This window comes from Agrobacterium sp. rho-8.1 (assembly GCF_033957725.1).
In the GTDB taxonomy this organism is placed as follows: domain Bacteria; phylum Pseudomonadota; class Alphaproteobacteria; order Rhizobiales; family Rhizobiaceae; genus Agrobacterium.
In genome coordinates this window covers 417,617-442,437 of sequence record NZ_CP192788.1, presented here as the reverse complement: position 1 = coordinate 442,437, position 24,821 = coordinate 417,617, and the positions used below count along the sequence as shown (strand labels likewise).

The 24,821-nt window shown below is 57.4% G+C and carries 26 protein-coding genes and 1 pseudogene; 13 read left to right on the top strand and 14 right to left on the bottom strand.

From position 1 onward, the window contains the following. The first annotated feature begins 56 nt into the window (after positions 1-56). Together edd and RMR21_RS02195 are read left to right on the top strand one after the other, a co-directional pair. Positions 57-1,877 (top strand): phosphogluconate dehydratase, encoded by a 1,821-nt coding sequence (gene edd / locus RMR21_RS02200; RefSeq protein ID WP_498669090.1) that lies wholly within the window; start codon positions 57-59, stop codon positions 1,875-1,877. Between the two features lie 8 nt (positions 1,878-1,885). Continuing rightward, positions 1,886-2,251, top strand: a complete 366-nt coding sequence (locus RMR21_RS02195) for a nuclear transport factor 2 family protein (protein WP_498669089.1) — start codon at positions 1,886-1,888, stop codon at positions 2,249-2,251. Positions 2,252-2,273: 22 nt separating this feature from the next. Here RMR21_RS02195 and RMR21_RS02190 read toward each other — a convergent pair whose 3' ends face one another. From RMR21_RS02190 to RMR21_RS02165, 6 genes are all read right to left on the bottom strand, one after another. After that, positions 2,274-2,630, bottom strand: coding sequence for a hypothetical protein (locus tag RMR21_RS02190; protein ID WP_498670213.1), 357 nt, complete (start codon positions 2,628-2,630; stop codon positions 2,274-2,276). A gap of 299 nt (positions 2,631-2,929) precedes the next feature. Continuing rightward, positions 2,930-4,018, bottom strand: coding sequence for an ABC transporter ATP-binding protein (locus tag RMR21_RS02185; RefSeq protein WP_498669088.1), 1,089 nt, complete (start codon positions 4,016-4,018; stop codon positions 2,930-2,932). 22 nt (positions 4,019-4,040) lie between these two features. Beyond that, positions 4,041-5,717, bottom strand: coding sequence for a beta-galactosidase BglA (bglA, locus tag RMR21_RS02180; RefSeq protein ID WP_498669087.1), 1,677 nt, complete (start codon positions 5,715-5,717; stop codon positions 4,041-4,043). Between the two features lie 6 nt (positions 5,718-5,723). Then, complete coding sequence (locus RMR21_RS02175; RefSeq protein WP_498669086.1) at positions 5,724-6,884, bottom strand: carbohydrate ABC transporter permease; 1,161 nt, start codon at positions 6,882-6,884, stop codon at positions 5,724-5,726. A gap of 1 nt (position 6,885) precedes the next feature. Then, complete coding sequence (locus tag RMR21_RS02170) at positions 6,886-7,899, bottom strand: carbohydrate ABC transporter permease (RefSeq protein WP_498669085.1); 1,014 nt, start codon at positions 7,897-7,899, stop codon at positions 6,886-6,888. Positions 7,900-8,012: 113 nt separating this feature from the next. After that, positions 8,013-9,374: an ABC transporter substrate-binding protein gene (locus RMR21_RS02165; protein WP_498669084.1), complete on the bottom strand. Its 1,362-nt coding sequence runs from the start codon at positions 9,372-9,374 to the stop codon at positions 8,013-8,015. Between the two features lie 285 nt (positions 9,375-9,659). Between RMR21_RS02165 and RMR21_RS02160 the strand changes: the two genes are divergently transcribed. After that, the gene (locus RMR21_RS02160; RefSeq protein ID WP_498669083.1) at positions 9,660-10,682 is read left to right on the top strand and encodes a substrate-binding domain-containing protein; all 1,023 of its coding nucleotides are present in this window, start codon (positions 9,660-9,662) and stop codon (positions 10,680-10,682) included. Positions 10,683-10,688: 6 nt separating this feature from the next. On the opposite strand, the gene folD is transcribed toward RMR21_RS02160, so the two are convergent. Both folD and RMR21_RS02150 read right to left on the bottom strand, forming a co-directional pair. Next, entirely contained in the window at positions 10,689-11,588 is a 900-nt protein-coding gene (gene folD / locus RMR21_RS02155; protein WP_498669082.1) for a bifunctional methylenetetrahydrofolate dehydrogenase/methenyltetrahydrofolate cyclohydrolase FolD, read from the bottom strand. Positions 11,589-11,670: 82 nt separating this feature from the next. Next, entirely contained in the window at positions 11,671-13,473 is a 1,803-nt protein-coding gene (locus RMR21_RS02150; RefSeq protein ID WP_498669081.1) for a GumC domain-containing protein, read from the bottom strand. A 253-nt stretch (positions 13,474-13,726) separates the two neighbouring features. Here RMR21_RS02150 and flgB point away from each other — a divergent pair, with 253 nt between their 5' ends. The 10 genes and pseudogenes from flgB (at position 13,727) to fliP (ending at position 19,889) form a co-directional block, all read left to right on the top strand. Then, on the top strand, positions 13,727-14,116 hold the full coding sequence (gene flgB / locus RMR21_RS02145) for a flagellar basal body rod protein FlgB (RefSeq protein ID WP_498669080.1): 390 nt from the start codon (positions 13,727-13,729) through the stop codon (positions 14,114-14,116). Position 14,117: 1 nt separating this feature from the next. Next, positions 14,118-14,534: a flagellar basal body rod protein FlgC gene (flgC, locus tag RMR21_RS02140; protein WP_498669079.1), complete on the top strand. Its 417-nt coding sequence runs from the start codon at positions 14,118-14,120 to the stop codon at positions 14,532-14,534. Continuing rightward, positions 14,534-14,881, top strand: coding sequence for a flagellar hook-basal body complex protein FliE (fliE, locus tag RMR21_RS02135; protein ID WP_498669078.1), 348 nt, complete (start codon positions 14,534-14,536; stop codon positions 14,879-14,881). The genes flgC and fliE overlap by 1 nt, the downstream gene beginning before the upstream one ends. A 17-nt stretch (positions 14,882-14,898) precedes the next feature. Continuing rightward, positions 14,899-15,687 (top strand): flagellar basal-body rod protein FlgG, encoded by a 789-nt coding sequence (flgG, locus tag RMR21_RS02130; RefSeq protein WP_498669077.1) that lies wholly within the window; start codon positions 14,899-14,901, stop codon positions 15,685-15,687. A gap of 16 nt (positions 15,688-15,703) precedes the next feature. Then, entirely contained in the window at positions 15,704-16,192 is a 489-nt protein-coding gene (flgA, locus tag RMR21_RS02125; RefSeq protein ID WP_498669075.1) for a flagellar basal body P-ring formation chaperone FlgA, read from the top strand. Between the two features lie 83 nt (positions 16,193-16,275). Then, positions 16,276-17,313, top strand: a pseudogene (locus RMR21_RS02120) (flagellar basal body P-ring protein FlgI); the annotation flags it as partial. Further along, a complete protein-coding gene (locus tag RMR21_RS02115) occupies positions 17,310-17,840 on the top strand; it encodes a MotE family protein (RefSeq protein WP_498669074.1) in 531 nt (176 codons plus the stop codon). The pseudogene RMR21_RS02120 and the gene RMR21_RS02115, both read left to right, overlap by 4 nt. Continuing rightward, a complete protein-coding gene (gene flgH, locus RMR21_RS02110; RefSeq protein ID WP_498669073.1) occupies positions 17,837-18,562 on the top strand; it encodes a flagellar basal body L-ring protein FlgH in 726 nt (241 codons plus the stop codon). Before RMR21_RS02115 ends, flgH begins: the two co-directional genes overlap by 4 nt. Positions 18,563-18,633: 71 nt before the next feature. Next, positions 18,634-19,155, top strand: coding sequence for a flagellar basal body-associated FliL family protein (locus RMR21_RS02105; RefSeq protein WP_498669072.1), 522 nt, complete (start codon positions 18,634-18,636; stop codon positions 19,153-19,155). Beyond that, positions 19,152-19,889 (top strand): flagellar type III secretion system pore protein FliP, encoded by a 738-nt coding sequence (fliP, locus tag RMR21_RS02100; protein ID WP_174152111.1) that lies wholly within the window; start codon positions 19,152-19,154, stop codon positions 19,887-19,889. Before RMR21_RS02105 ends, fliP begins: the two co-directional genes overlap by 4 nt. Positions 19,890-20,015: 126 nt before the next feature. Here the strand turns inward: fliP and RMR21_RS02095 are convergent, their stop codons facing one another. The 6 genes from RMR21_RS02095 to flhA are packed head-to-tail and all read right to left on the bottom strand — an operon-like array spanning position 20,016 to position 24,788. Beyond that, positions 20,016-20,555: a hypothetical protein gene (locus RMR21_RS02095; protein WP_498669071.1), complete on the bottom strand. Its 540-nt coding sequence runs from the start codon at positions 20,553-20,555 to the stop codon at positions 20,016-20,018. Continuing rightward, a complete protein-coding gene (locus tag RMR21_RS02090) occupies positions 20,552-20,917 on the bottom strand; it encodes a hypothetical protein (RefSeq protein ID WP_045229795.1) in 366 nt (121 codons plus the stop codon). Before RMR21_RS02090 ends, RMR21_RS02095 begins: the two co-directional genes overlap by 4 nt. Positions 20,918-20,936: 19 nt before the next feature. Then, positions 20,937-21,491 carry a rod-binding protein gene (locus RMR21_RS02085; protein WP_498669070.1) on the bottom strand — a complete coding sequence of 185 codons (555 nt, stop codon included), beginning with the start codon at positions 21,489-21,491 and terminating at the stop codon, positions 20,937-20,939. A gap of 40 nt (positions 21,492-21,531) precedes the next feature. After that, on the bottom strand, positions 21,532-21,942 hold the full coding sequence (locus RMR21_RS02080; RefSeq protein ID WP_498669069.1) for a hypothetical protein: 411 nt from the start codon (positions 21,940-21,942) through the stop codon (positions 21,532-21,534). A gap of 6 nt (positions 21,943-21,948) precedes the next feature. Further along, positions 21,949-22,701 carry a flagellar biosynthetic protein FliR gene (gene fliR / locus RMR21_RS02075; protein WP_498669067.1) on the bottom strand — a complete coding sequence of 251 codons (753 nt, stop codon included), beginning with the start codon at positions 22,699-22,701 and terminating at the stop codon, positions 21,949-21,951. Then, positions 22,698-24,788, bottom strand: a complete 2,091-nt coding sequence (gene flhA / locus RMR21_RS02070) for a flagellar biosynthesis protein FlhA (RefSeq protein WP_498669065.1) — start codon at positions 24,786-24,788, stop codon at positions 22,698-22,700. Before flhA ends, fliR begins: the two co-directional genes overlap by 4 nt. Positions 24,789-24,821 lie beyond the last annotated feature (33 nt).

Genomic DNA, 24,821 nt, shown 5'->3' with positions numbered 1-24,821 from the left:
GGCCGAGATGCCCAAGCGTCTGGCCGATGATCAACAGAAGGACAGGATGAACGCCCATGGCTGCCGACCCTCGTATTCAGGCTATCACGGCCCGTATCGTCGAGCGCTCGAAACCTTACCGCGAGATCTATCTCGAAAGGCTTCGGCTTCAGGTCACCAAGGGCGTACATCGGTCCGTTCTGTCTTGCGCCAATCTCGCGCACGGGTTTGCGGTCTGTTCCCCCGCCGACAAGGACATCCTTGCCGGCGACCGGGTTGGCAATCTCGGCATCATCACCGCTTACAACGACATGCTCTCGGCACACCAGCCCTTCGAGACCTACCCAAACCTGATCCGCGAAGCAGCCAAGGAAGCGGGCGGCATCGCGCAGGTGGCAGGTGCGGTTCCAGCCATGTGCGATGGCGTGACGCAGGGACAGCCGGGCATGGAGCTGTCGCTGTTTTCGCGCGATGCGATTGCCATGGCAGCAGGCATCGGCCTTTCCCATAACATGTTCGATGCGGCCGTATTCCTCGGCGTCTGCGACAAGATCGTGCCGGGTCTGGTGATTGCCGCTCTGTCCTTCGGCCACCTGCCATCAATCTTCATTCCGGCAGGGCCGATGACATCGGGTCTGCCGAATGACGAGAAGTCGCGCATTCGCCAGCTTTATGCCGAGGGCAAGGTGGGCCGCGCCGAACTGCTGGAAGCCGAATCCAAATCCTATCACGGTCCCGGCACCTGCACCTTCTACGGCACCGCCAATTCCAACCAGATGCTGATGGAAATCATGGGCTTCCACATGCCCGGATCGTCGTTCATCAACCCCAACACGCCGCTTCGCGATGCAATGACGCGTGAAGCGACCAAGCGGGCCTTGGCGATCACGGCGCAGGGCAACGAGTTTACGCCTGCGGGCGAGATGATCGATGAGCGTTCCGTTGTCAACGGCGTCGTCGGCCTGCACGCCACAGGTGGCTCCACCAACCACACGCTTCACCTCATCGCCATGGCGCGCGCGGCTGGTATCGTGCTGACATGGCAGGATATTTCCGATCTGTCGGACGTAGTGCCCCTGCTGGCGCGCGTTTATCCGAACGGCTTGGCGGATGTGAACCATTTCCATGCCGCCGGTGGCATGGGCTTCCTCATCAAGCAGCTTCTGAAACAGGGCTTCGTGCATGATGACGTGCGCACCGTGTTTGGTCATGGGCTCGAGGCCTATACCATCGAGCCGACACTGGATGAAAACGGTGCAGTAGCCCGCACATCCTCGCCAGAGGTCAGCCACGATCCAAAGGTTCTGGCCAGCGCCGAAACGCCATTCCAGCCGACCGGTGGGCTGAAGATGCTGACCGGCAACCTCGGCAAGGCCGTCATCAAGATTTCTGCGGTCAAGCCGGAGCGTCATGTCATCGAGGCACCGGCCATGATCTTCCACGATCAGCAGAGCCTTCAGACCGCCTTCAAGGAAGGCAAGCTGAACCGCGATTTCGTGGCGGTCGTTCGTTTCCAGGGACCGAAGGCCAACGGCATGCCGGAACTGCACCAGTTGACGCCGCCGCTCGGCGTGTTGCAGGACCGCGGCTTCAAGGTGGCGCTGGTGACCGATGGGCGCATGTCCGGCGCATCCGGCAAGGTGCCCGCCGCCATCCACATGACGCCGGAAGCGGTCGATTGCGGCCCGATTTCTCTTATTCGCGATGGCGACATGATCCGGCTTGATGCCGTTACCGGCACCATCGAAGTTCTGGTTTCATCTGCCGAACTTTCAGCCCGCGAACCGGCAACAGCCGACCTGTCGGCCAACGAATGGGGTATGGGCCGCGAGCTGTTCGCACCCTTCCGTCGCAATGTCGGGGCTGCCGATCATGGTGCCAGCGTTTTCTCGAATTGAGATTAGATATGAACCCGACAGACCCGGCCTACCCCGTGCAGATGCAGCTGGAGGCCTATAATGCGCGCGACATCGACACGTTCATGCCGTGGTGGGCGGATGACTGCCAATATTACGTCTTCCCGGATCAGCTCGTCGCCGGGACTGCCAAGGAAATTCGCGAGAGGCATGTCGAACGATTCAAGGAGCCGAACCTCCACGGCACGTTGTTGCATCGTCTTGTAATGGGCAACACCGTCATCGACCATGAAACGGTGATCCGGACCTTTCCAGAAGGTCCCGGAGAGCTGGATGTCATCTGCATCTATGAAATCATCGGCGGCAAGATCGCAAAGGCCTGGTTCAAGATCGGCGACAAAAGAGTTTACGCCTAGCCGATCACAAACCCGGGGGGCACTACCAGGCGCGAATATCGAGCTTGCGGTCGCGGTGCGCCGGGTGCGTGCTGAAGACGAAAATCCGGTCCATATCCTTCTTGCTTAGAAGGTGCAGGAAGCGAACGTGGATCGTGTTGTTGGGATTGACCTTCAACAGCACGCAACCAATCTTCGTAATACGGGCATCGGGAATGTCGAGGTAAAACTGCCGGGGTAGATTATACTGCGTCATTAGCGCGAGAACGGCCTCGGACTTCGAAATCTTGATGACGTCACACCGGCGCGACGCCATATTCATAACGGCTTTCTCGGTGTATTCGATACGCGCGGCATTCATCGTATCTTCCATTTTGAAACGACCTTCGCGGTCGTACATGAAAGATTCTTCCTTGCTGAGATAGGTGGGTTTGCCGATATCTGCCCGGGCGTTCACTGCCGAATTCCTTTTGTTACGTTCCAAGGAAAAGACTAGCCAGAACTCCTTAAGAATTCCTGTCGCCGTTTCGATATGGAACACATGCTGGAACGGACTGTGGATATCTTTGGAGCCATATCGGCGGGCAGTCACTGTTCGAACCAACCACCTGATCTCGCAGCGTTTTATTGATTATGGAATATATATTCCAAACCGGAACGGCTTCATATCATGGTTAAAAAGCCGTTCCAAACGCCCTTTTACCGGCGATATGTCTGGCCTTCCGCATCAAACAGATGCAGCTTTTGAGACGGTGCGGAGAAGCGCAAAACCTGACCTTTTTTGGCTTCCGCAATGCCGGGGATTTTGACGATGATCGGCTCCTGTCCGGCCGGCGCTTCCAGGTAGAGCAAGGTGACCTCTCCCAGCGCTTCGACGATGGAAACTTTGCCCTCGAAAAGATAGTCGTCACCGGTGACGATGGACAGATCTTCCGGGCGTACCCCGAAGGATGCAGCCTTGCCTTCTTCTCCAGACAGGGTCGCAATATCGACGGAGAGCGTCTTGCCACCGACCAGTTCGATCGCAGTCTTCGCGCCTGTTTCCCTGATCGTCGCGGCAATGATGTTCATGGCGGGGGAGCCAATGAACTTGGCAACAAAGAGATTGCCGGGGTTTTCGTAAAGCTCCAGCGGCGCGCCAACCTGTTCGACACGACCGCCATTCAGCACGACGATCCGGTCAGCCAGCGTCATCGCCTCGACCTGGTCGTGCGTGACATAGATCATCGTCGTATCCGCCATCTGTTCACCGAGCTTGGCGATCTCGATGCGGGTGGCGACGCGAAGGGCTGCATCGAGGTTCGATAATGGCTCATCGAACAGGAAGACCTTCGGGTTGCGGCAGATGGCGCGACCAATGGCAACACGCTGGCGCTGACCGCCGGAGAGCGCCTTCGGCAACCGCTCCAGATATTGCGTCAATTGCAGAATATCGGCAGCGGCGCGCACGCGACGGTCGATTTCCTGTTTGTTTTCCTTGGCGATCTTCATGCCGAAAGCCATGTTGTCATAAACCGTCATATGCGGGTAGAGCGCGTAGGACTGGAACACCATGGCGATGCCACGCCGCGAGGGCGGGATTTCGTTGACCAGTTGGCCATCGATATACATCTCCCCGCCAGTGATCTCCTCAAGACCGGCAATCATGCGCAAAAGCGTGGATTTACCGCAGCCAGAGGGACCGACGAAGACGATGAACTCGCCTTGCTTGATGTCCAGGTCGATACCGTGCAGGACTTTCACCTGCCCGTAGGATTTGCGGATGTCCTTCAGAATAACGCCCGTCATGTGGTGTTCCTCCCTCAAATCTTCAGGCGTGACGGGCGAAGAATGCGCCCCATGCCGGTAATGTAACCTCGTTGCCGCTTTGCTCTGCGGAAAAGCCGTGGCCGTCCAGAACCTCCCAATTGCCGTCCGGCAAGGTCACCATTGAAGGCTCAGCGGAGAGGTTGAAGAGGCACAGCACTGTTTCGTTCCCCAAAGTGCGGGTGTAGCTCGACACCGTGCCGACCACCGGCTGAAACTCGATCTTGCCCTTGGCAAAGGCCGGATGCAGCTTGCGGAATGCGAGGAAGCGGCGGTAATGCTCCAGAACCGATGCTTCATCGCCCTGCTGGGCGCTGACGGCGCGCTGCTTGTGCTCGGGCGGAATGGGAAGCCAGCCCTTCTCGGCTGTCGAGAAGCCTGCCAGCGCATGGCCTGCGTCCCAGACCATCGGCGTGCGGCAACCGTCACGGCCCTTGAATTCCGGCCAGAACTGAATGCCGTAAGGGTCCTGCAAATCGTCGAACGCGATATCGGCTTCGGTCAGGCCAAGCTCTTCGCCCTCATAGATGCAGACCGAACCGCGCTGCGTCATCAAAAGCGCCGAGAGGACCTTCGCAAAGGCGTCCTTGTCTTCGACCACATCACCCCAGCGGCTGACATGCCTGACAACATCGTGGTTGGAAAAAGCCCAGCAGGCCCATCCTTCGGGTGCCGCGCGCGCAAAATCCGCCTGCACATCGGCCACGCGCTGCGGTGTCAGGGCATCCGGTGCCAGAAACTCGAAGGCGTAGCACATCTGCATCTTGTCATCGCCAGAGGTATATTCGCCAACAATTTCAAGGCCGCGCTGGCTGTCGCCCACCTCACCCACGGCTGCAATATCCGGGAACTCATCCAGCACCGCGCGGAAACGCTTCAGGAAGGCGATATTCTCAGGGCGGTTCTTGTCGTAGATGTGTTCCTGGAAATTATAGGGGTTCACGGCAGGCGCGGTGGAGGCGTTGCGGCGCTCCGGTGCCAAGGCCGGGTTATCGCGCAGTTCCTTGTCGTGGAAATAGAAATTGATGGTATCCAGACGGAAGCCATCGACGCCGCGTTCGAGCCAGAAGCGGGTGATGTTCAACAGCTCCTGCTGCACCTCTTCATTGTGCAGGTTCAGGTCCGGCTGCGAGGTGAGGAAGTTGTGCATGAAATATTGCATGCGGGTCGGGTCCCACTGCCAGCCGGAACCGCCGAAGATGGACAGCCAGTTGTTGGGCGGTGTGCCATCCGGCTTGCCATCGCTCCATACATACCAGTCCGCCTTGGGGTTCTGGCGGCTTGAACGGCTTTGCACGAACCACGGATGTTGATCGGATGTGTGCGACAGCACGAGATCGATCATGACGCGGACGCCGAGGCGGTGGGCCTCGGCAATCAGCCCATCGAAATCCGCCAGCGTGCCGAACATCGGATCGACATCGACATAGTTGGACACGTCGTAGCCGAAATCCTTCATCGGTGAGGTGAAGAAGGGTGAAATCCAGATCGCGTCTGCGCCGAGCTTGGAAATATGCTCCAGACGCGAGGTGATGCCCTTCAAGTCGCCAATGCCATCACCGTTTGAATCCTGATAGGAGCGTGGGTAAATCTGGTAGATCACGGCACCGCGCCACCAATCCTTGTCGCGCACGAGAGCAGAAGACGTCATTGCAGTATCCTGTGTGGTATGGGCATTCATGGAATATCAGCCTCCCTTGACGGAGCCGGTCAACAGGCCACGCACAAGGTAACGTTGGAGAGCGAAGAAAACGCAGAGCGGCACGACGATGGTGACGAAGGCCGACGCGGTGAGGATTTCCCAGTTGCCGCCGCGCGAACCGAGCAGCGCATTCAGCGCCCCCGTCAGCACCAGTTCATCCTTCTGCGTGCCGAGGAAGACCATCGCGACCAGCAGGTCGTTCCATGTCCACAGGAACTGAAAGATCGAGAAGGACGCCAGCGCCGGGAAGGATAGCGGCAGGACGATCTTGACGAAGATTTCGAAATCGCTGGCGCCATCGACACGGGCGCTTTCGATGATCTCTTTTGGCAGCCCGGCAATGTAGTTGCGCAGCAGATAGATGGCGAGCGGCAGACCGAACGCCGTATGCGCCAACCAAATGCCCGCATAGGTCTTGGACGGCACCCCGAAGACATTGCCGATCCAGTTATAGAGCTGCAACAGCGGAATGAGCGACATCTGCAAGGGTACGACGATGAGGCCGACGACCATGGCGATGATGAGGGACCGCCCGGTAAACTTCATCCATGACAGCGCGTAGGCCGCAAAGGCTGCGATGAGGATCGGAATGACCGTGGCAGGAATGGCGACCGTCAGCGAGTTGACGAAGGATTGGCCGATGCCTTCCGACTTAAGGACGGTGCGGTAATTGTCGAGTGTAAAGATCGGCGGTGTGCCAACGGCGAGATAGACGCGCTTGGCGCGCGAGCCTTCGAAGCTGGCATTCTTGCTGTACTGGTAAGTGCCATCCTCATTGACGAGCAGCGTTTCGCCATCGCCCAGATCGGCGACCTTGCCAGCTTCGAACGCCGAGGGTTCCTGCACCTTCACGCCGAAAGCGGACACTTTGCCCCCGGCACCGTTTTCAAAGACGTTACCGGCGATGACGAAGCGATCACCTTCCTGTTTTTGCGTAGCGAGATCGGCAAGACGAACCGCCTGCGTCTGGCTGGAGCTTGAAAAGGCTGTCCACCAGCCGGACACGACGAGCTGGTCCTTGTCTCGCAGCGAGGAGACGAGAATGCCAAGCGTCGGCAGGAGCCACAGCAGGACTACGAACAGGACGCTGATGTGAACGATCAGGCGAGGCAGGCCGATGCGGCGAATACGCGTTGCGATGCTCATATCAACGGCCCTCCATCTCGCGGTTTGCCTGACGTATGTTCCAGATCATGATGGGCGTCACAGCCGCCATGATGACGAGCGCGATGACGGCACTTCGTCCGCTATCCCCGCCGCCGCGGAACATCCAGTCGAACATGAGGTTGGCAAGAACCATGGTGTTCCACTGGCCGTTGGTCATGGTCAGAACGATATCGAAAACCTTGAGGACGAGAATGGTGATGGTCGTCCAGACCACAGCGATGGTGCCCCATATTTGCGGCACGAGGATTTTCCAGAAAATTTGCCAGCCATTGGCGCCATCGATGACGGCAGCCTCCACGGTTTCTTCAGGAATACCGCGAAGAGCAGCCGACAGGATGACCATGGCAAAACCGGTCTGGATCCAGATGAGAATGATCATCAGGAAGAAGTTGTTCCAGAAGGGCATGGAAATCCAGACCTCCGGGCTGCCGCCGAAATATTCGACGATGGCGTTCAGCAGGCCAATCTGAACCTGGCCCTCCCCGCGATATTCATAGACAAACTTCCAGATGACCGATGCGCCGACGAAGGAGATGGCCATGGGCATGAAGACGATGGACTTGGCGATATTGCCCCACCAGATGCGGTCGGTCATGACGGCGATGACGAGACCGAAGAAGGTGCAGGCGGCAGGCACGACGGCAAGCCAAAGAATATTGTTGAAAATGGATTGGCGGAAACCGGCATCGAAAAAGGCCCAACGGTAATTGTTGAGGCCGACGAAGTTGGCACCGGTGCGATCATAGAAGGAGAGGATGAAGGTCGCAACAACCGGATAGACGAGATAGACGACCAGAAGCAGCAGCGCCGGACCGACGAAGAGCCACGGACGGATCGCCGCGCGCCGGTTCAAATTGCGCGACGCGTGGATCACATCTCCGTCTTTGACCGGGAAAATGAGCTGTAGCGCCTTGTCAGACAGCCAGTAATAGGCGGCGCAGGCGAAGACGCCGACGATCATCACGCCGAGCGCCGAAACGATCTGGGTCATCACATTCCCTCCCCGTTATCCGTTTTATACCCAGCCAGACAGTGTCATTCTGTGATGGCAGAGATTTTTAGAGAAACGGCCCGGCAATGACTGGCACTGCCGGGCGGAGTTTTTGATTATTTCAGGCCGTCCCAAGCCTTCTGGATATCGTCGCCAACCTGCTGCGCAGACTTGCCGCCGACGAAATCGACCATGCCGGTCCAGAATGCGCCAGCGCCGATCTTGCCGGGCATCAGGTCAGAGCCATCGAAACCAAAGCTGGTGGCAGTGGTGAGGATTTGCCCCTGACGTTTGGTCTGCTCGCTGGCGTAAGCGTCGAGGTTGACGCCCTTGTAAGGCGTCAGGAAGCCTGACTGTGCCATCCAGACCTCATGCGCAATCGGCGTCTTGAGGAATTCGACCAGCGCGCGGGCCGCCTTGGAATCCTTGGTGATGGTGAACAGCGTTCCGGCACCGAGAACCGGCTTGCCGAGTTCAGGCTTGGACGCAAATGTCGGCATGTAGAAGAAGTCGACATCCGTTCCAACCTTCGTACCTTCAGGGAAGAAGGATGGAATGAAGGACGCCTGACGGTGCAGGTAGCACTTCGGCGGAATGTCGAAGAGACCCTTCGGACTATCGCGGAAGTCCGTGGAGGCAACGGCCGCTGCGCCACCCGAAACATATTTGTCGTTCTTGGCAAACTTGCCGAATTCCTCGATGGCTGCAACGACGCGTGGGTCGTTGAACTTCACCTCGTTCGTCGTCCACTTCAGGTAGACATCCAGTGGCTGCGTGCGCAGCATGAAGTCTTCGACCCAGTCGGTGCCCGGCCAGCCGGTTGCGCCGCCGGAACCAAGACCGATGCACCACGGCGTGCCGCCATCGGCGACGATCTGATCGGAAAGCTTCACAAGGTCTTCCACGCTTTCGGGAACCTTGTAGCCTGCTTCTTCGAAGTTTTCAGGCACGTACCAGACCAGCGACTTCAGGTCGGCCTTGAACGGAAAGGCGAAATAGGCCTTCTGGCCGTCCTTGCCGGGATACATGCCCAGATCCACCCAGGACTGGCCTGCGCCGTAATTGTCCTTGACCCATTTTGCCGTGTCGTCACCCAGCGGCGTCAGCAAACCCTTGGCCGCAAGGTCGGCAAGCAGGCCGGGCTGCGGCAGAATGGCGACATTAGGAGGAGAACCAGCCTGCGTATCGATGACGATCTGCTGCTCGTAGTTTTCCGATGAGGAATAACGGACATTCACGCCCGTCGCATCGGCGAAATATGACAGCACGGACTGAAACAGCGCCTCGTCCTCACCGCGCCAAGGGCCGAAGATCGTCAACGTTTCGCCCTTGAGGCTGGCATTGGCGGTTTTGAAGTCTTCGTAGCTCTTCCAGTTGAATTTCGTGTCTTCACCGGGCTTGAACTTCAGATCTGCCGCAAGGGACATACCCGAAAACAACGTGGCTATGGCCACGGTCGTCCAGAAAGTCTTTTTCATGTGATCTACCTCCCATCACATTCGCAGGCGTTCCGCCCACAAAGATACTCAAAGCGCTTTGGCTACCTATTCATCTCATTGAGATGGAAGCCGAGTCAAGGGCCGCATTAAACTTTAGCGCTTTGGTCAGTATGTTGCGGCGCACCATGCAAACTATGCGGGAGAAACATTGGACTTTTTCAATTGTCCACTCTGATAACACTTGCTATTATCCAAAGCGGTTTGGACGCATGGAGGAGCATCGTCCACATCCGAGCACGACTGGTTGGAGGAGCTCTGCACACGATGAACCTGAAACAATTGTCGAAGTTGCTGGGCATTTCGCAAACAACGATCAGCCGTGCCCTGAATGGATATCCCGAGGTCAACGCAGAGACGCGGCGCAAAATCATCGAGGCGGCGCAACAAACCGGGTATCGGCCGAATGCCGCCGCCCAGCGCTTGGCCACCGGCAAGATGGGTTCCATCGGCCTCGTGATGCCAACGGGGCCTGACCACGCATCCGATGTGCATTTCGGCGAGTTTTTAAGCGGGCTGGGCGAGGCTTCCGCTCGCAACGGCTTCCATCTCGTCATCATGCCGACCGACCCTTCCAATGAAGAAAACGCCTTGCGGGAACTGGCAGCGAGTGGCGGCGTGGACGGCATCTACCTCGCCTATATGAAAAAGAATGACAGCCGGATCGAGATGGTAAAAAGCCTGTCGATCCCCTTCATGGTCCATGGCCGATCCTGGGGCGTCGATACCGACTACCCCTATCTCGACGTCGACAATGAGATGGCCTTTCGCGATGCGACATCGCTTCTGTTGCAACTCGGTCATCGCAATATCGCGCTGTTGAACGGGCCTGAGGGCTACGACTTCACCTTCCGCCGTCATCGGGGCGTGAAGGCGGCTCTTGCCGAGCATGGTCATGAGCTGGCACAGGACAATGTCAGCCACAGCATCATGAACGACGAGGCCGGTTACCTGAAGATGGAAGAGCTTCTGTCTCGCCCCGATATACCGACAGCGGTCATCTGTGCCTCCACCGCGCTGGCATTGGGCGCAGTGCGGGCCCTCAATCAACGAGGGCTAAAGCCGGGAAAAGACATATCGCTCATTGCCCATGACGACGTTTTACCTTTGCTCAAACCCGTCAATTTTTCCGTGCCGCTGACCACGACACGATCTTCGCTACGGGCAGCGGGCTTGCGGATTGCCGAGCGTTTAATCAACCACATCAAGACAGGGGAAACCGACAGTCTTCAGGAACTGTGGAAGGCCGAGCTTGTGGTGCGCGGATCGACCGGTCCAGCCCAGGGATGACGCCGGTCAGAATTTTGGCGCGGTTTTTCCAAGAGCACGATGCGCGGCAATCACGGTGTTGGCCATCAACATGGCAATGGTCATCGGGCCGACCCCACCTGGAACCGGCGTAATGGCGCTGGCAACGGCGCTTGCCTCATCATAGGCCACATCGCCTACCAGTCTGGACTTACCCTCGCCCTTTTCCGGCGCCGGAATGCGATTGATGCCGACATCGATGACAGTCGCACCGGGCTTGATCCAATCCGCCTTGACCATCTGCGCGCGACCGACTGCAGCCACCAGAATATCGGCAGTCCTGCAGACCGCGGCCAAGTCCTTCGTGCGTGAATGCGCCATGGTTACGGTGGCATTCGCATTGAGCAACAATTGCCCCATCGGCTTACCGAACAGGTTGGAGCGACCGATGACGACCGCGCTGAGGCCGGAAAGGTCATCGCCATGAATGCTGCGGACCAGCAACATGGAGCCTGCGGGTGTGCACGAGATCAGACCTGTCTCCAGATCACCCGTGGCAAGCTTGCCAGCATTGAGAACGCTCAGGCCATCCACATCCTTTTCCGGTAAAATCGACTGGATGACGGGATCGGCGTTCAGGTGCTTCGGCAGCGGCAGTTGCACCAAAATACCATGGATGGAGACGTCTGCGTTCAAGGTTGCGACCAAAGCTTCCAGCTCCGCCTGCGTCGTCTCTTCGGGCAATGTGTGCTGAACGGAGTTGAAGCCGCAGTGCTTGGCCGTCTTGCTCTTGGAATTGACATAGGCATGGCTGGCGGGATCGTTGCCGATGATCACGACTGCGAGCCCAGGCTTGACGCCGGTCTGCTGCTCCAGCAGTTCTGCCGCTTCACGCACAGCGTCTGTTACGAATGCTGCCTTTGCCTTGCCGTCGATTACCACTGCCATCTGCCTGCCTCCTGAAATCCAGATAGCTATCTAGCGCCGGAATGCTGCGTGGCATAGTGCATTTTGATGGAAAATCGGCGCTTCAGGCCTTATTGCTCTTATCGTCCTGACGGGCAGCGTGTTCGGACAAACGCTCGCGCAGCATCACCAATTCCTGCCGCAGAGCGCGCAGCTCTTCCGTTTCCGCCTGCGCGTGGTCGGCTTTTCCGGCAAGGGCTGCGGCCAGCAATGGCGGGAGCTTGAATGTCGGGATTTCACGCTCAGTTTGGGTATCTTGGACGGCATTGCTGACCAAAACCTGGCGCACGCGCTCATCGAGCGGAATATCGTTGGCAGGCTCATCATGCAGAGGTTCAAGCGCGGCTTCCTCTGCGCCTTCTGCTTCTGGACTATCCTCCAGCAGTGTTTCAATCGGCTTGGCTGCCTCTACAGGCTCTGCCTCGCCGGTCTCGTCGGTCTCGGCGATTTCAGTGGAATATTGTGTGGGCTCCAGATCTTCGAAAATGCCGGGCTCTATCTCTACGATCTCTGCCGCTGGCGTTTGCTCCGGGGCTATGCCGACTGCTGGTTCCTCGGGCTCGGCCGAGTGCGCGTCGGGAAGAACGGCCTGTTCCTCTTCGATTTCCGACCGCTTGAAGCTCAGCGCGAAGAGAGACAGCAACAACCCGGCAGCAGCACCTGCGAGTGCCATGGCCATGGCCGTAAAGGCATCATAGTTGGCGACCCCTTCCTCCGCTTGCTTAACGAGCTTTGCGCTGACACGTGGCGTGGACGAGAACGTTCCTGCGGCTTCGCTGGAGAGGATATAATCCGTGCGCGCCTTCTCAAGTGCAGTTTCCAGACGCGCGAGATCTGCAGGTGCCTGACCCATGGCCTGTAACTGACTGTCGAGGTCGGCACGCCCGCTTGTCTGGGTCTCGAGTGCGGCGGTAACCGTTGCCTGCTCGCGCTTCAAGGTTTCCAAAATCCGGCGCATGGTCGGCATGGCAGTGGCGCGTGCTGCGTCCAGCGTTGCCTGTGCCGCAATGGCTTTCGGATGCTTGGGGCCGTAATCGACGCTGATTTCTGCCATTGCAAGCTTTGCCGCAGCATAGCTGTCGCGGATGGGCTCCAACGGTGAAAACATGCTCATTGCAGGCAGCGTTGTATTCAACACATCGTCTCCCTTCATGGCGGAGGCGGTCGAAATGGCGTCTGCCAGTTCTGTGCTCTTGCTTTGAAGATCGGTAGCCAGAGCATCGTCTTCACGTATTTTCTGCTGCAGGCTCTGTATGCGCGAGACCGCGTCATTGCCATGGCGCATCTGAAAGCCGGTCAAGGCCGCCTCGGCACTGTCGAGCGCAACCCGTGCCCTTTCGACTGCCTGAAGTTCGGGTGCCTGCTCTTCCACCCCGATCTGCTTGATGACGAGGGTCGCAATATGGTCGGTGATTTTCCGGGCAGCCTGCGGCGTGGCTGCGGTGACCGTCACGTCGATCTCAGCGTCCGATGGTGCAGAGCTGATGGAAACCGCATTCTTCAAGGCTGTCTCGGTTGCCCCAACCAGCGCCTCGCCACTCTTGCCGCCGCCGAGCAAATCCATCAGCACGGAGAAATGGCTTTGTGTTTCAACGCCGGTCAGATCTTCAGGCCGAAGCTTCAGTTCCGAGACGGTCAACCCAAGCAACACCGGCGACATGAGGTTGTCGCGAACCTGCGAAGCGATGCGCTGGACGCTGGCAGCGTTGGTGCGTGGATCGGAAACCTTCACGCTTGCTTGTGAGACGTATCCCTTCAAGCCGGGTTCGAGAAGCAACCCGGGCAAAAAATACCCACAGGTGGTCAGAGACAGGATAACGCCAGCGGACACCATGTGGCGCTTCCACAAGAGAATACGACTACCCACGGGTAACACGCCGTCATCTGGCAACACTTGATCATCGTTCTCTAAAACCATCGCAAACCCATAGGGTTAGATCGAATTCCACGTTTGGAAATATGAACGAAGCCTAAACCGATAAGGCAAACAAATGGTTAATAACAGCCTATGATCACCTGTCTGCGAGACTCTTGCGCGTTTCCGCAGAAAGCCATCGACCGCAAGTCCCGCGCAAGATTGTCGACCTAGAACAAAGTCAAGTTAAACACGGAGAATTGTCATGCAGCCGATTCAGCTGTTTGCGTTGGCATCCCGGCAGGCCGAATGGCTTTCTGTCCGTCAAGAAGTCGTCGCCACCAACATTGCCAATGCCAATACGCCTAAGTTCCAGGCGAAGGACGTCGTGTCCTTCGATTCCGAACTGCAGTCGGCTGGCATGCAGATGGCCCGCACGAACCCGGCTCACATGGAGCTGGCAATGGCAGGCGGCGGCAAGATCGGCATGCAGAATGCAGAACTGGCCAATGAAATCGGCATTCAGGAATCCGGCAACACAGTGTCGCTCTCCAAGGAAATGGCCAAGACAGGCGAGATCAAGGGGCAGTTCGAACTGAACGCGCAACTCGTTCGCTCTTTTCACAGCATGATGTTGACAGCGGTGGGCAAGTAATATGGACCCTTTAAAGTCCTCGATGAAAATTGCGGGAAATGGGATGGAGGCGCAGGCCACCCGTCTGCGTATCGTTTCGGAAAATATCGCGAACTCTCGCACGACGGGCGATACCCCGGGCGCCGACCCTTATCGCCGCAAGACCATCACCTTTGCTAACGAGATGGACCGCGCATCCCAGACAAATCTGGTCGAAGTCAAGAAACTGGGTGTCGATCGCTCCGACTTCACGCAGGAATATGATCCCGACAGCCCCGCCGCCGACGCAAAGGGGATGGTCAAGCTTCCGAACGTCAACATGCTTATCGAGATGGCCGACCTTCGCGAAGCAAACCGCGGATATGACGCCAACCTTCAAGTTATCAAACAGACACGCGACATGGTTGCCTCAACCATAGACTTATTGAAAGGTCAGTGATGATCGACGCCATTAGCAGCCTGAAATCATTGACCAACTCGTCTGCACTCGACAGCGTCAAGGACGTCACCTCCAGCCTGACATCGCTTGCCGGAAGCGCCGTTTCAACGGCTGCAACCGCCGCCGGTGGCCCAACCTTCGGCAGCGTGCTGGGTAGCGTCGCTTCGGACGCGGTTGAATCCCTGAAGAAGGGTGAAGCCATGTCCTTTGCCGGCATTCAGGGCAAGGCCAACACGCGTGAGGTTGTGGATGCCGTCATGCAGGCCGACCAGACACTCAAGACCGCCGTGGCTCTGCGCGACAAGATCGTCTCGGCCTATCTCGACATCGTGAAAATGCAGATCTGACGCTTAAGGACAAAAAGATGAGAGCACTAGCCATTGCAGCGACGGGCATGGATGCCCAGCAGACAAACCTTGAGGTCATCGCGAACAACATCGCGAACATCAACACGACCGCGTTCAAGCGCGGCCGCGCCGAGTTTACAGACCTTCTCTATCAGACAGAACGCGCTCAGGGCGTGATGAACCGCGCCAACCAGACCATGGTCCCGGAAGGCGCCAACATCGGTCTCGGCGTGCAGACGTCTGCCGTGCGCAAGCTGCACGTTCAGGGTGAAATCAGCCAGACCGGTAACGACCTTGACGTCGCCATCGTCGGCAAGGGCTGGCTGCAGGTCGAAGGTCCCGACAACAACACACTTTATACCCGTGCAGGCGCGCTCAACCGCGATTCCACGGGCCGACTGGTGACGGTCGACGGTCTGCCTGTCCTGCCAGCCATCACCATTCCCATCGACGCGACGGAAGTCACGATCAGCACAGATGGCAACGTCTCGGCGCGCATCGGCACAGCCACGAACCTGACGCAGCTTGGCCAGTTGAACATGAGCAACTTTGCCAACGAAGCGGGCCTGAAGCCTTTGGGCGACAATCTGTTCCAGCAGACGGAAGCGTCCGGCAATGCGGTCGATGCGACGCCGCAATCGATCGGCTTCGGCTATATCAAGCAGCATTACCTGGAAAGCTCGAACGTCGATTCCGTCAAGGAAATCACCGACCTGATTTCAGCGCAGCGTGCGTATGAAATGAACTCCAAGGTCATCACAACCGCAGACGAGATGGCGACGATCGTCAGTCAAAACCTGAAGTAACCGAAGGTAGGGTAACATGAAGTTTCGCCCGAAAATCGTGCCTGGCAGTTTCTGCACAATGGCGCTGGCGCTCACGGCAAGCCTGGTGGTGTTTTCACCCCAGGCGGCTTTTTCGCAGCAAAAACACGCCGTTGTTCCAACAGGCACCATCTTTCCTGGCGAAACCATTACCCGCGAGCGGGTGACGGAAGTTCTCGTCACAAATCCCAACCTTGCACCCGGTTATGCGGATAGTACCAGCATCGTGCTCGGCAAGGTTTCCAAGCGCACCCTGGTCGCAGGACGCACCATAACGGTCGCTGATCTTCGCGATCCGTTCGCGGTCCAGCGCGGTGCAGCCATCAGGATCACATATTCCATGGGCGGCATGAACCTCTCTGCCTCCGGCACTGCCATCGAGGATGCGATGGCGGGCGAAGTCGTCCGGGTACGCAACCGCGACACCGGCGTGACCATCTCCGGCACGGCCATGGAAAACGGGACCGTGGAGGTTTTTGAGAAATGAATGTCCGCCGGAGCCTGATAACCGCTGCATTGGCCATCGCCACGCTTTTTGTGACGACGCCCGTTGCCTATTCCCAATTCAATGCCCGTGTCAAAGACATCGCTTCCCTCCAGGCCGGGCGTGAAAACCAGTTGATCGGTTATGGTCTGGTCGTCGGCCTTCAGGGGTCTGGCGACAGCATGCGTTCTTCGCCGTTTACCGAACAGTCGATGCGCGCCATGTTGCAGAACCTCGGCATTTCCATGCAGGGGAACCAGAGCGGCTCGAAAAATGTCGCCGCGGTCATGGTCACAGCCAATCTTCCGCCTTTCGCAAGCCCCGGCAGCCGGCTCGACGTCAATGTCAGCTCGCTGGGTGATGCTTCGTCGCTGCGTGGCGGGACGCTGATCATGACATCCATGTCCGGTGCCGATGGTCAGATCTATGCTGTTGCTCAGGGATCGGTCATTGTTTCCGGCTTCAACGCGGAGGGCCAAGCGGCCCAGTTGACACAGGGTGTGACCACTGCCGGACGTGTTCCCAGCGGCGCCATCATCGAGCGCGAGTTGCCATCGCAGTTCAAGGATTCGGTCAATCTCGTTCTGCAACTGCGCAATCCCGACTTTTCGACATCGACACGCATCGCAGACGCCATCAACAATTACGCGAAAACGGCATTCGGAGAACCGATTGCCGAAGCCCGCGACAGCCAGGTCGTCTTTATCCAGAAGCCCAGAACGGCAGATCTGACGCGACTGATGGCCAATATCGAGAACCTGTCAGTCGAGACCGATACGCCCGCCAAAGTCGTCATCAACGAGCGGACCGGCACCATCGTGATCGGCGCCGATGTTCGCATCTCGCAGGTCGCTGTCAGCTACGGCACCTTGACGGTGCAGGTCACGGAAACGCCGCAGGTCATTCAGCCTGAACCCTTCTCACGTGGACAAACGGCCGTTCAGCCGCAGACAGACATTGCCGCCCAGGCGACCGGGGGTCCGGTTGCCATCCTCAACGGGCCGAATTTGCGCTCGCTGGTGGCTGGTCTCAACAATATCGGCGTGAAGCCGGACGGCATCATCGCCATTCTCCAAGGCATCAAATCAGCCGGCGCGCTGCAAGCAGAACTGGTGCTACAATGATGGCAAAAGTGTTTGATATGTTCACGCCCCGCCGGGCACTCCTCGCCGTGTTCGTCCTGACCGCGTCTCTTCCCTCTGCAAAGGCGCAAGAGCAGGTGCGCATCACCACCGGTGAGACGAGCGGACAGGAAATTCAGCAATATTGCACCAATATCGTCGATCAGGCCCGTGACCAGCGCTATCTCTTGCAGAAGCAGGACCTTGAAAAGCTGCAAGCCGATGTCGACAACCGCATCGCCGTCATGGAAGCCCGCAAGGCCGAATATGAAGACTGGTTGAAGCGCCGCAATGAGTTCATGCAACGCGCCGAAGTCAATCTGGTCAACGTCTACAAGACGATGAAGCCGGATGCCGCGGCACCGCAGCTGGAACAGGTCGACGCCGGGCTTGCCGCGGCCATCATCATGAAACTTCCTCCCCGCCAGTCGAGCCTGATCCTTGCCGAAATGGATGCCAAGAAGGCAGCCACGGTTGCGTCGATCATGTCCAGCGCGACGGACAAAACCACATCAAGAGACCCGTCATGAACAAAGCGCTTATTCTCGCTCTCGCCGCATCGTGTGTTCTGACTGGCTGCTCCAGCGTGACGCAGAACCAGACGCTGAAAGAAATCGGCAACGCACCCGCGATGAGCCCCATCGGCAGCGGCCTTCAGTTCAGCCAGGCGCCACAGCTCGCATCCTATCCCAAGCAACCCCTCCACAATGCTAGCGGCTACTCGCTGTGGAGCGACAGCAAGGCGGCGCTGTTCAAGGACGCACGTGCGCTCAACATCGGCGACATTTTGACGGTCAATATCCAGATCAACGACAAGGCAACCTTCGACAACGAAACCGACCGGACGCGGAAAAACAACCGTGATACGGGCTGGAAAGCAAATGCCGAAATTCTCGGTTGGAAGCCGCAGGCAGATTCATCGCTGAGCTTCGACAATACCAGCGAATCCAATGGCAAGGGCTCCATCAGCCGCGCCGAAAAGCTGACGCTGCTGGTCGCCGCCGTCGTGACTGGAATTCTGGAAAACGGCAACCTGCTGATCAGCGGTTCGCAGGAGGTTCGCGTCAACCACGAAATCCGTATTCTGAACGTCGCCGGCATCGTGCGTCCGCAGGACGTCAATTCCGAAAATACGATCTCGTACGACAAAATCGCCGAGGCACGCATTTCCTACGGTGGCCGTGGCCGCATCACCGAAATTCAGCAGCCGCCGGTGGGTCAGCAGGTTGTCGACCTGTTCTCGCCGATCTGACCGCTTGAACAGCTATTCGGCCCTTCGCATTGTGCATGGGCTGCTCTCCGGAACAGACGTTAGAAACGATCATGAGCCTCACGACCATTGAACCTGCTGCACCGAAGAAGCCATCGATCATCGTGACTGCCGGCGCTATCGCAGTGTTATCTCTTCTAGGCATTGGTGGCGGATGGTTCGTGGGCCAGGCATTGCTTGTGCCTTCCATGCCGAGCGTAACTCCGCCGCCTGTACACGTGCCGGAAGCTGCGGCTGGTGAAAATAAAGCTGCGGCAGCGCCTGCGGGTGAGCATGGCGCGGCCGGTGCTGCACCCAGCTTGCTCGCCCTGGACCCGATCGTCACCAACCTCGGCTACCCCAATGAAAACTGGATCAGGCTCGAATTGGCTCTCCAATTCACCGGCCCCGGCGACACGGCGCTGGCTCAGGATCTGCATCAGGAAATCCTCACATATCTGCGAACGGTTTCCCTGCAGCAGCTCCAAGGCCCGCGCGGCTTTCAATATCTTAGGGATGACCTGAGAGAAATCGTTGACCTCAGATCAAAAGGGCGCGTATCCAAGGTTCTCTTCAGAACCTTTGTGATCGAATGATTCGAAAAATTGTCCTGCTGCTTGCGATCGCCCTAACCCCAGGGTTTGCTTTCGCCCAACAAACCCCGGCAGATTTGCTCAATCTGCCGCTGGATGGGTCTGCGGCTTCGTGGATCATCCGCACCTTCGGGCTTCTGACGGTTCTGTCGATCGCGCCGGGCATTCTGATCATGGTGACCAGCTTTCCACGGTTCATCATCGCATTTTCCATTTTGCGCTCCGGCATGGGCTTGGGGACCACACCCTCCACGATGATCCTCACCAGTATGGCGATGTTCATGACCTTCTACGTCATGGCACCGACGTTCGAGCGATCCTGGCAGGATGGCATCCAACCGCTGTTGCAGACCCAGATCACCGAGGCGCAAGCCGTTGAGCGAGCCGCCGAGCCATTCCGCACATTTATGGTGGCCAACACGCGCCCCAAGGATCTTGCGCTCTTTGTCGATCTGGCCATTGAGCGGAATCAGGAAACGATGAACGGCACTGTTCCGCAGTACAGGGTCCTCATTCCAGCCTTCATGCTGTCTGAAATCCGTCGCGGATTCGAAATCGGCTTTCTCATCATCCTGCCTTTTCTCGTCATCGATATGGTGGTCGCCACCATCACGATGGCCATGGGCATGATGATGCTGCCACCGACCTCCATCTCCCTGCCCTTCAAGATCCTCTTCTTCGTCCTCATCGACGGTTGGAACTTGCTGGTCGGCTCGCTGGTCAGATCGTTCTACTGATCGACTGTCCGACCATCCCCGCTTTCCCAAATGCCGATGGATGTAAAAAAACCTCCCGAACCGGTATCACCGAATTCGAGAGGTTAAAGGACATGTCTGGCGTCGATCAGACTGACGGCTCAGCGATCAATGGCCCGAACTGGCCGCAGCTGCCGCTGGTACCGCCGGCGGGGCGTCCGTGTTGACGAGAATTTTCTGAGGCTTTTTGTTGGGGTCTCTGGCTTCGATGTCTTCCTTGGAAATGAAATCCATCTGCTCGATGAGAATATCTTTGACCAAGGGTTTTTCGAGGCGCGTGTTCAGACCGTCCTTTATTCTGGTCTTCAAGCCGACCACGTCGAACTTGCCCGCATCCTTGATATCGACCAGCTTTTCCCCAACCAGCAGGGTGTAGAGTTCGTCGGTCAGAAACGCAGGAACCGGGACCGTTACCTCCTTCAGCGCGTCTTCGTCAACCTGAAGACTGGCGCGGATGAGGAAATAACCGGAAACCTTGCCGTTTGCCACTACAGGCAACGTCACAGTTTCACTGCTCACGAAATGCGGTGGTGGAACGACTTCCCCATTTTGATCCGTGGCACCGTTCCCTCCAAAGGTAACGGCGGCGTAGACGCCACCCAATGTCACCACAAGAACCCAGACGCCTGTCGCGATCAGCTTGATCATTGCGCCTCGCGTGCGAACTGTTCCAGCGAATAAGTGCCATCGTCTTCAGCCCGCTTGGCGGCATTCTTCAACAGATCGACAACGGCCTTCACGGCGTTGAGGTTGGCTTCGACGCGCCGGGTGTTGATGGCCAGCTTGGACTTGATATCCAGGATCTGGCGCTTGTGGGCCGCGGCGATCTGCGCTCCGTCCACGTCGCGCAGGAGCATGCTGAGTTCATACAGGCAGCGGCTCTTGTGGGCGTTCGACAGCTTGAAATCGAAATCGGGATCTTTGCCGATACGCTGGTTCTCGTTGTCGATCACCGTTTCAAGGCGACCGAGAATGGCCTGTGTTCTGTAGTCGTTGTTTACAATTTCCATATTTTCAGCACTCCGCGGCTTAACTTTCAGTCTTGTTGGATTCGGCTACGGAAAACGTGCGCCGCTGGAAGTCCGTCACCATGCTGACTGCAAGGCTCTTGTCGTCTTCATTCATCTTTGTAGGCGCTTCAGCATTGCGCATCTTTTGCATGGCCTGAGAATAGGCCTGCTCGGCAATACCGATACCGCCGCGCTTGGAAACTGCATCCGCCATCTGCTCGGCCATCATGCTTTTCCAGAAGTCACCAGCCGAACCTTTGCCGTAAACCTCTTCGCTTTCCTTCGGCATCATGTTCTGGAGCATGGTCGACAGAACGCTGGCCTCGAACTTGCGATAGGTCTCGGGGATTTTTTCGTCGGTTTTAATGTGATGGATGTTGCCAACACCAGCCTTCCCGGCCGCCGTATCGATGCTGTTGATGGCAGATGCAAAACCTGCATTGCTTGCCGTCAGGACCGACGCTTCGTTGGCTGCGCTCACCGAGCGCAGTTTCTCTCTTGCCGCCATGACCTGTGTCGGGTCAGCCGCATTCACAACATCAAGCACAAGATCGCTTGGAGGAGAAATTGCCACGTCGTCATCCTTTCCGTTTGAATCGGATGACGATACCAACCTAACCTTGCTGGAGGCTGGTGTCTTTCATGCTCATCTGAAGATCGATCAGCTCATAAACACTGTTGTCTTCCTGCACGCGCAGTTCGTCTGCACGCGCCGCATCCCGCTTTTCTTCGAGACGCTCGCCCTTTTTCGTTTCCTTGACGACCTGTTGCTCCTGGCCTTTTTCGATGGCTTCCAGTCGCACATCACGAGAGAGCAACCTGCCGTGTCGCATGGCATAATGTTTCAGCATCTGCTGGTGCAATGGGTCCAGCGACGTCACATAGCCACTCAGGGTTTCGATCTTCTCGGCCAGTTCGTTGCGTTCACGCGTCGTGATCGCAAGCTCGTTTTCGGCCATCTGCTTGAGATGCCCTTGAACCTTCACCAATCTGGAGAGCTTTTTAGATTTGAGTGGGTCCATCATGAGGCCTCATATATTCGCGAAGACACGGAAGAAGCCACCCACGAACTGGCTGACCAGCGCCGCCATTCCAAAATAGAGCAGCAGCAGCCCACCGGCCAGAGCATAGGGTGTCGAGATGAAGTAGACCGGTATCTGCGGCGCTAGCTTGTTGATCAATCCCACGGCAACGTGGAACAGAAAGCCGTACAAAATAAAGGGGCTTGCGACACGCAAAGCAACGCTCATGGACGCGACCAACGTATCTGTCAGCGTAATCAGCATTCTTTGCATGCTCATCCCGCCACCCATAGGAATTGTCGAATAGGAATCCACAAGCGCGCGGAAAATGACGTGGTGGAAGTCGAGAATGAAGAGCAGCAACAGGACACCATAACTCAACATGCTCGAAAGCTGACTTTCAGAGGTGTCTTCCAGTACGTCCTGGCCGGGCGGGCCGGTCAAGGCAATCGCCGTGCCGATGGCCGTTGCCGCAAACTGCATTCCCAACACATAGAGGTGGGCAATCATGCCGAACATGGCACCGATGACCGATTCAAAGAACATCAGCTTGAGAAAATTGGCGTTGTCGGTCTTCGCCAATGGGTAGATCACGTCCCACATCAACGGCAGAATGGCCATCGAAAGTGCCAGAGCGAGGAGCAAACGAATCTGCATCGGCAATCTGGCGGACGAAAACCCAGGCATCACCATCAAGCAGGCACCGATCCGGCAAAATGCCAGAAACAGTGCCATTATGGTTCCCTGGGGATCTGACATCATGAGATGGCGCCGAGTATCTTTATTTCCGTGCCCTTGGCCAATTCGACATGCGACAGCACCGGCAGCGTGCTGAAAAGGCGTTCCGTAATCATGCGGACATATGAACGGGTTTCGGGCAAAGTAACAAGCACGAAAGGCAATCCGACATCCATATATTCACGGATTACTTTGCTCGCTTCGTTGGAGAACTCCTCCACCTGACGCGGATCGATATCGAATTCGATGACATCACCCTTCGGATCGCGCTTGATCGCCTGCTGGAACACAACGTCCCACTTCGTGCCGAGACGCAGGACGCGCAACACACCATTGTCGGAGAGATCACCGCAAATCTGCTGGGCCATACGAATACGGACATGCTCGACGATCTGTTCGGTGCGGCGAAGATGCGGAGCGAGCTCTGCAACGGCTTCCAAAATGAGGTGAAGGTTGCGGATGGAGACACGCTCGGCCAGCAGCAATTTGAGGATGGCCTGCAAGCCCGAATAGGACATATGCGATGAGCAGATTTCATCCGCGAGTTTTTTGTATTCCGGATCAAGCCGGTCGATGAGAACCTTTACGTCCTTGTAGGACAGGAGCATCGGCAGGTTGTTGCGAATGACTTCGCTGACATGCGTCAGAAGCGCCGAAATATTGTCGATCGGGTGGAAGCCTTCGCGTTTGAGGTCTTCCACGAAGTTTTCCAGAACGGAAACGGCAGGCATGCCGAAAGCGGGTTCGCGCACATCGTCACCCGGAACGGATGGGCGACGACCCTTGCCGGTGATGACGAGGACTTCGCCCACGCGCAGCGTGCTGGCTGCAACCGTCGTGCCATGAATTCGGATCTGATACGACTTGTCGGGAATGGCGATATCGTCCGTGACCTTGATTTCGGGCACCACGAAACCGTATTGAGACGCGAACTTCTTGCGCATTTTTCCAACGCGGAAACCAAGCTCCTGGTGAGCGCCCAGCAATCTTGGGGAGACCTGCTTGCCCAGGGCAAGCTCGATTTCGGTCGTCCGAAGCGAGTTCTTGACCGTGTCTTTTTCGGCTTCCTGCGTCTTGCTGGTCTGCTGCTCTTCCGCAACGCGTTCGGCGGCTTTTTCCTGAGCGAGTTGACGAGGAATATACCATGCACCAAAAGCGAGGAAACCGCCCAGTAACATGAAGGGCACAAGAGGCAAGCCCGGAATGACCGCAAGAACGAACATCAGGCCAGCGGCGACACCCAGAGCCTTGGGATATCCGCTAAGCTGGTTGATGACGGCGGTGTCAGTAGAGCCCTGCGCGCCACCACGGGTAATGATGAGGCCCGCGGCGAGCGAAACGATCAGCGCTGGTACCTGGGAAACGATGCCGTCACCGACGGACAGTTTGACGAACACGTCCGCGGCTTCGCCGATCGGCATGCCGTGGCGGAAAACACCGATGATGATGCCGCCGCAAATGTTAATGGCGGTGATGAGAAGGCCTGCGACCGCGTCACCACGCACGAATTTGGAGGCACCGTCCATGGCACCGTAGAAGGCGCTTTCTTCTTCCAGCTCGCGACGGCGAAGCTGGGCTTCTTTTTCATTGATGATACCGGCAGACAAGTCGGCATCGATCGACATCTGCTTGCCGGGAATGGCATCAAGTGTGAAGCGGGCGCCGACTTCCGCGATACGCGTTGCGCCCTTGGTGATGACGATGAAGTTCACCACGATAAGAATGAGGAAGACGATCAGGCCGATGACGAAGTCGCCCGACATGACGAGGCTCGAGAAGCCAGCGATGACCCCACCCGCCGCACTGTGCCCTTCGTTGCCGTGAGACAGGATGACGCGCGTGGTGGCGATGTTCAGCGCAAGGCGGATCATCGTGGAGATCAGAAGGATCGTCGGGAAGGACGAGAAGTCCAACGGGCGCTGAATCCATAGCGACACCATCAGAATAAGAACCGAGAACGCGATGGAAAACGCCAGCCCCATATCGATCATGAAGACTGGAATAGGCAGGAACAGGATGCAGAGAATGGAGACGATGCCCACGGCAAACCCGATGTCGCGACCGCGTGCGGCGACTTTGGGAAGGGGCAATATGCTCGAAGGCGCAGCCATTCTAACTCCATCTCTTCATGAGAACGTGTACAA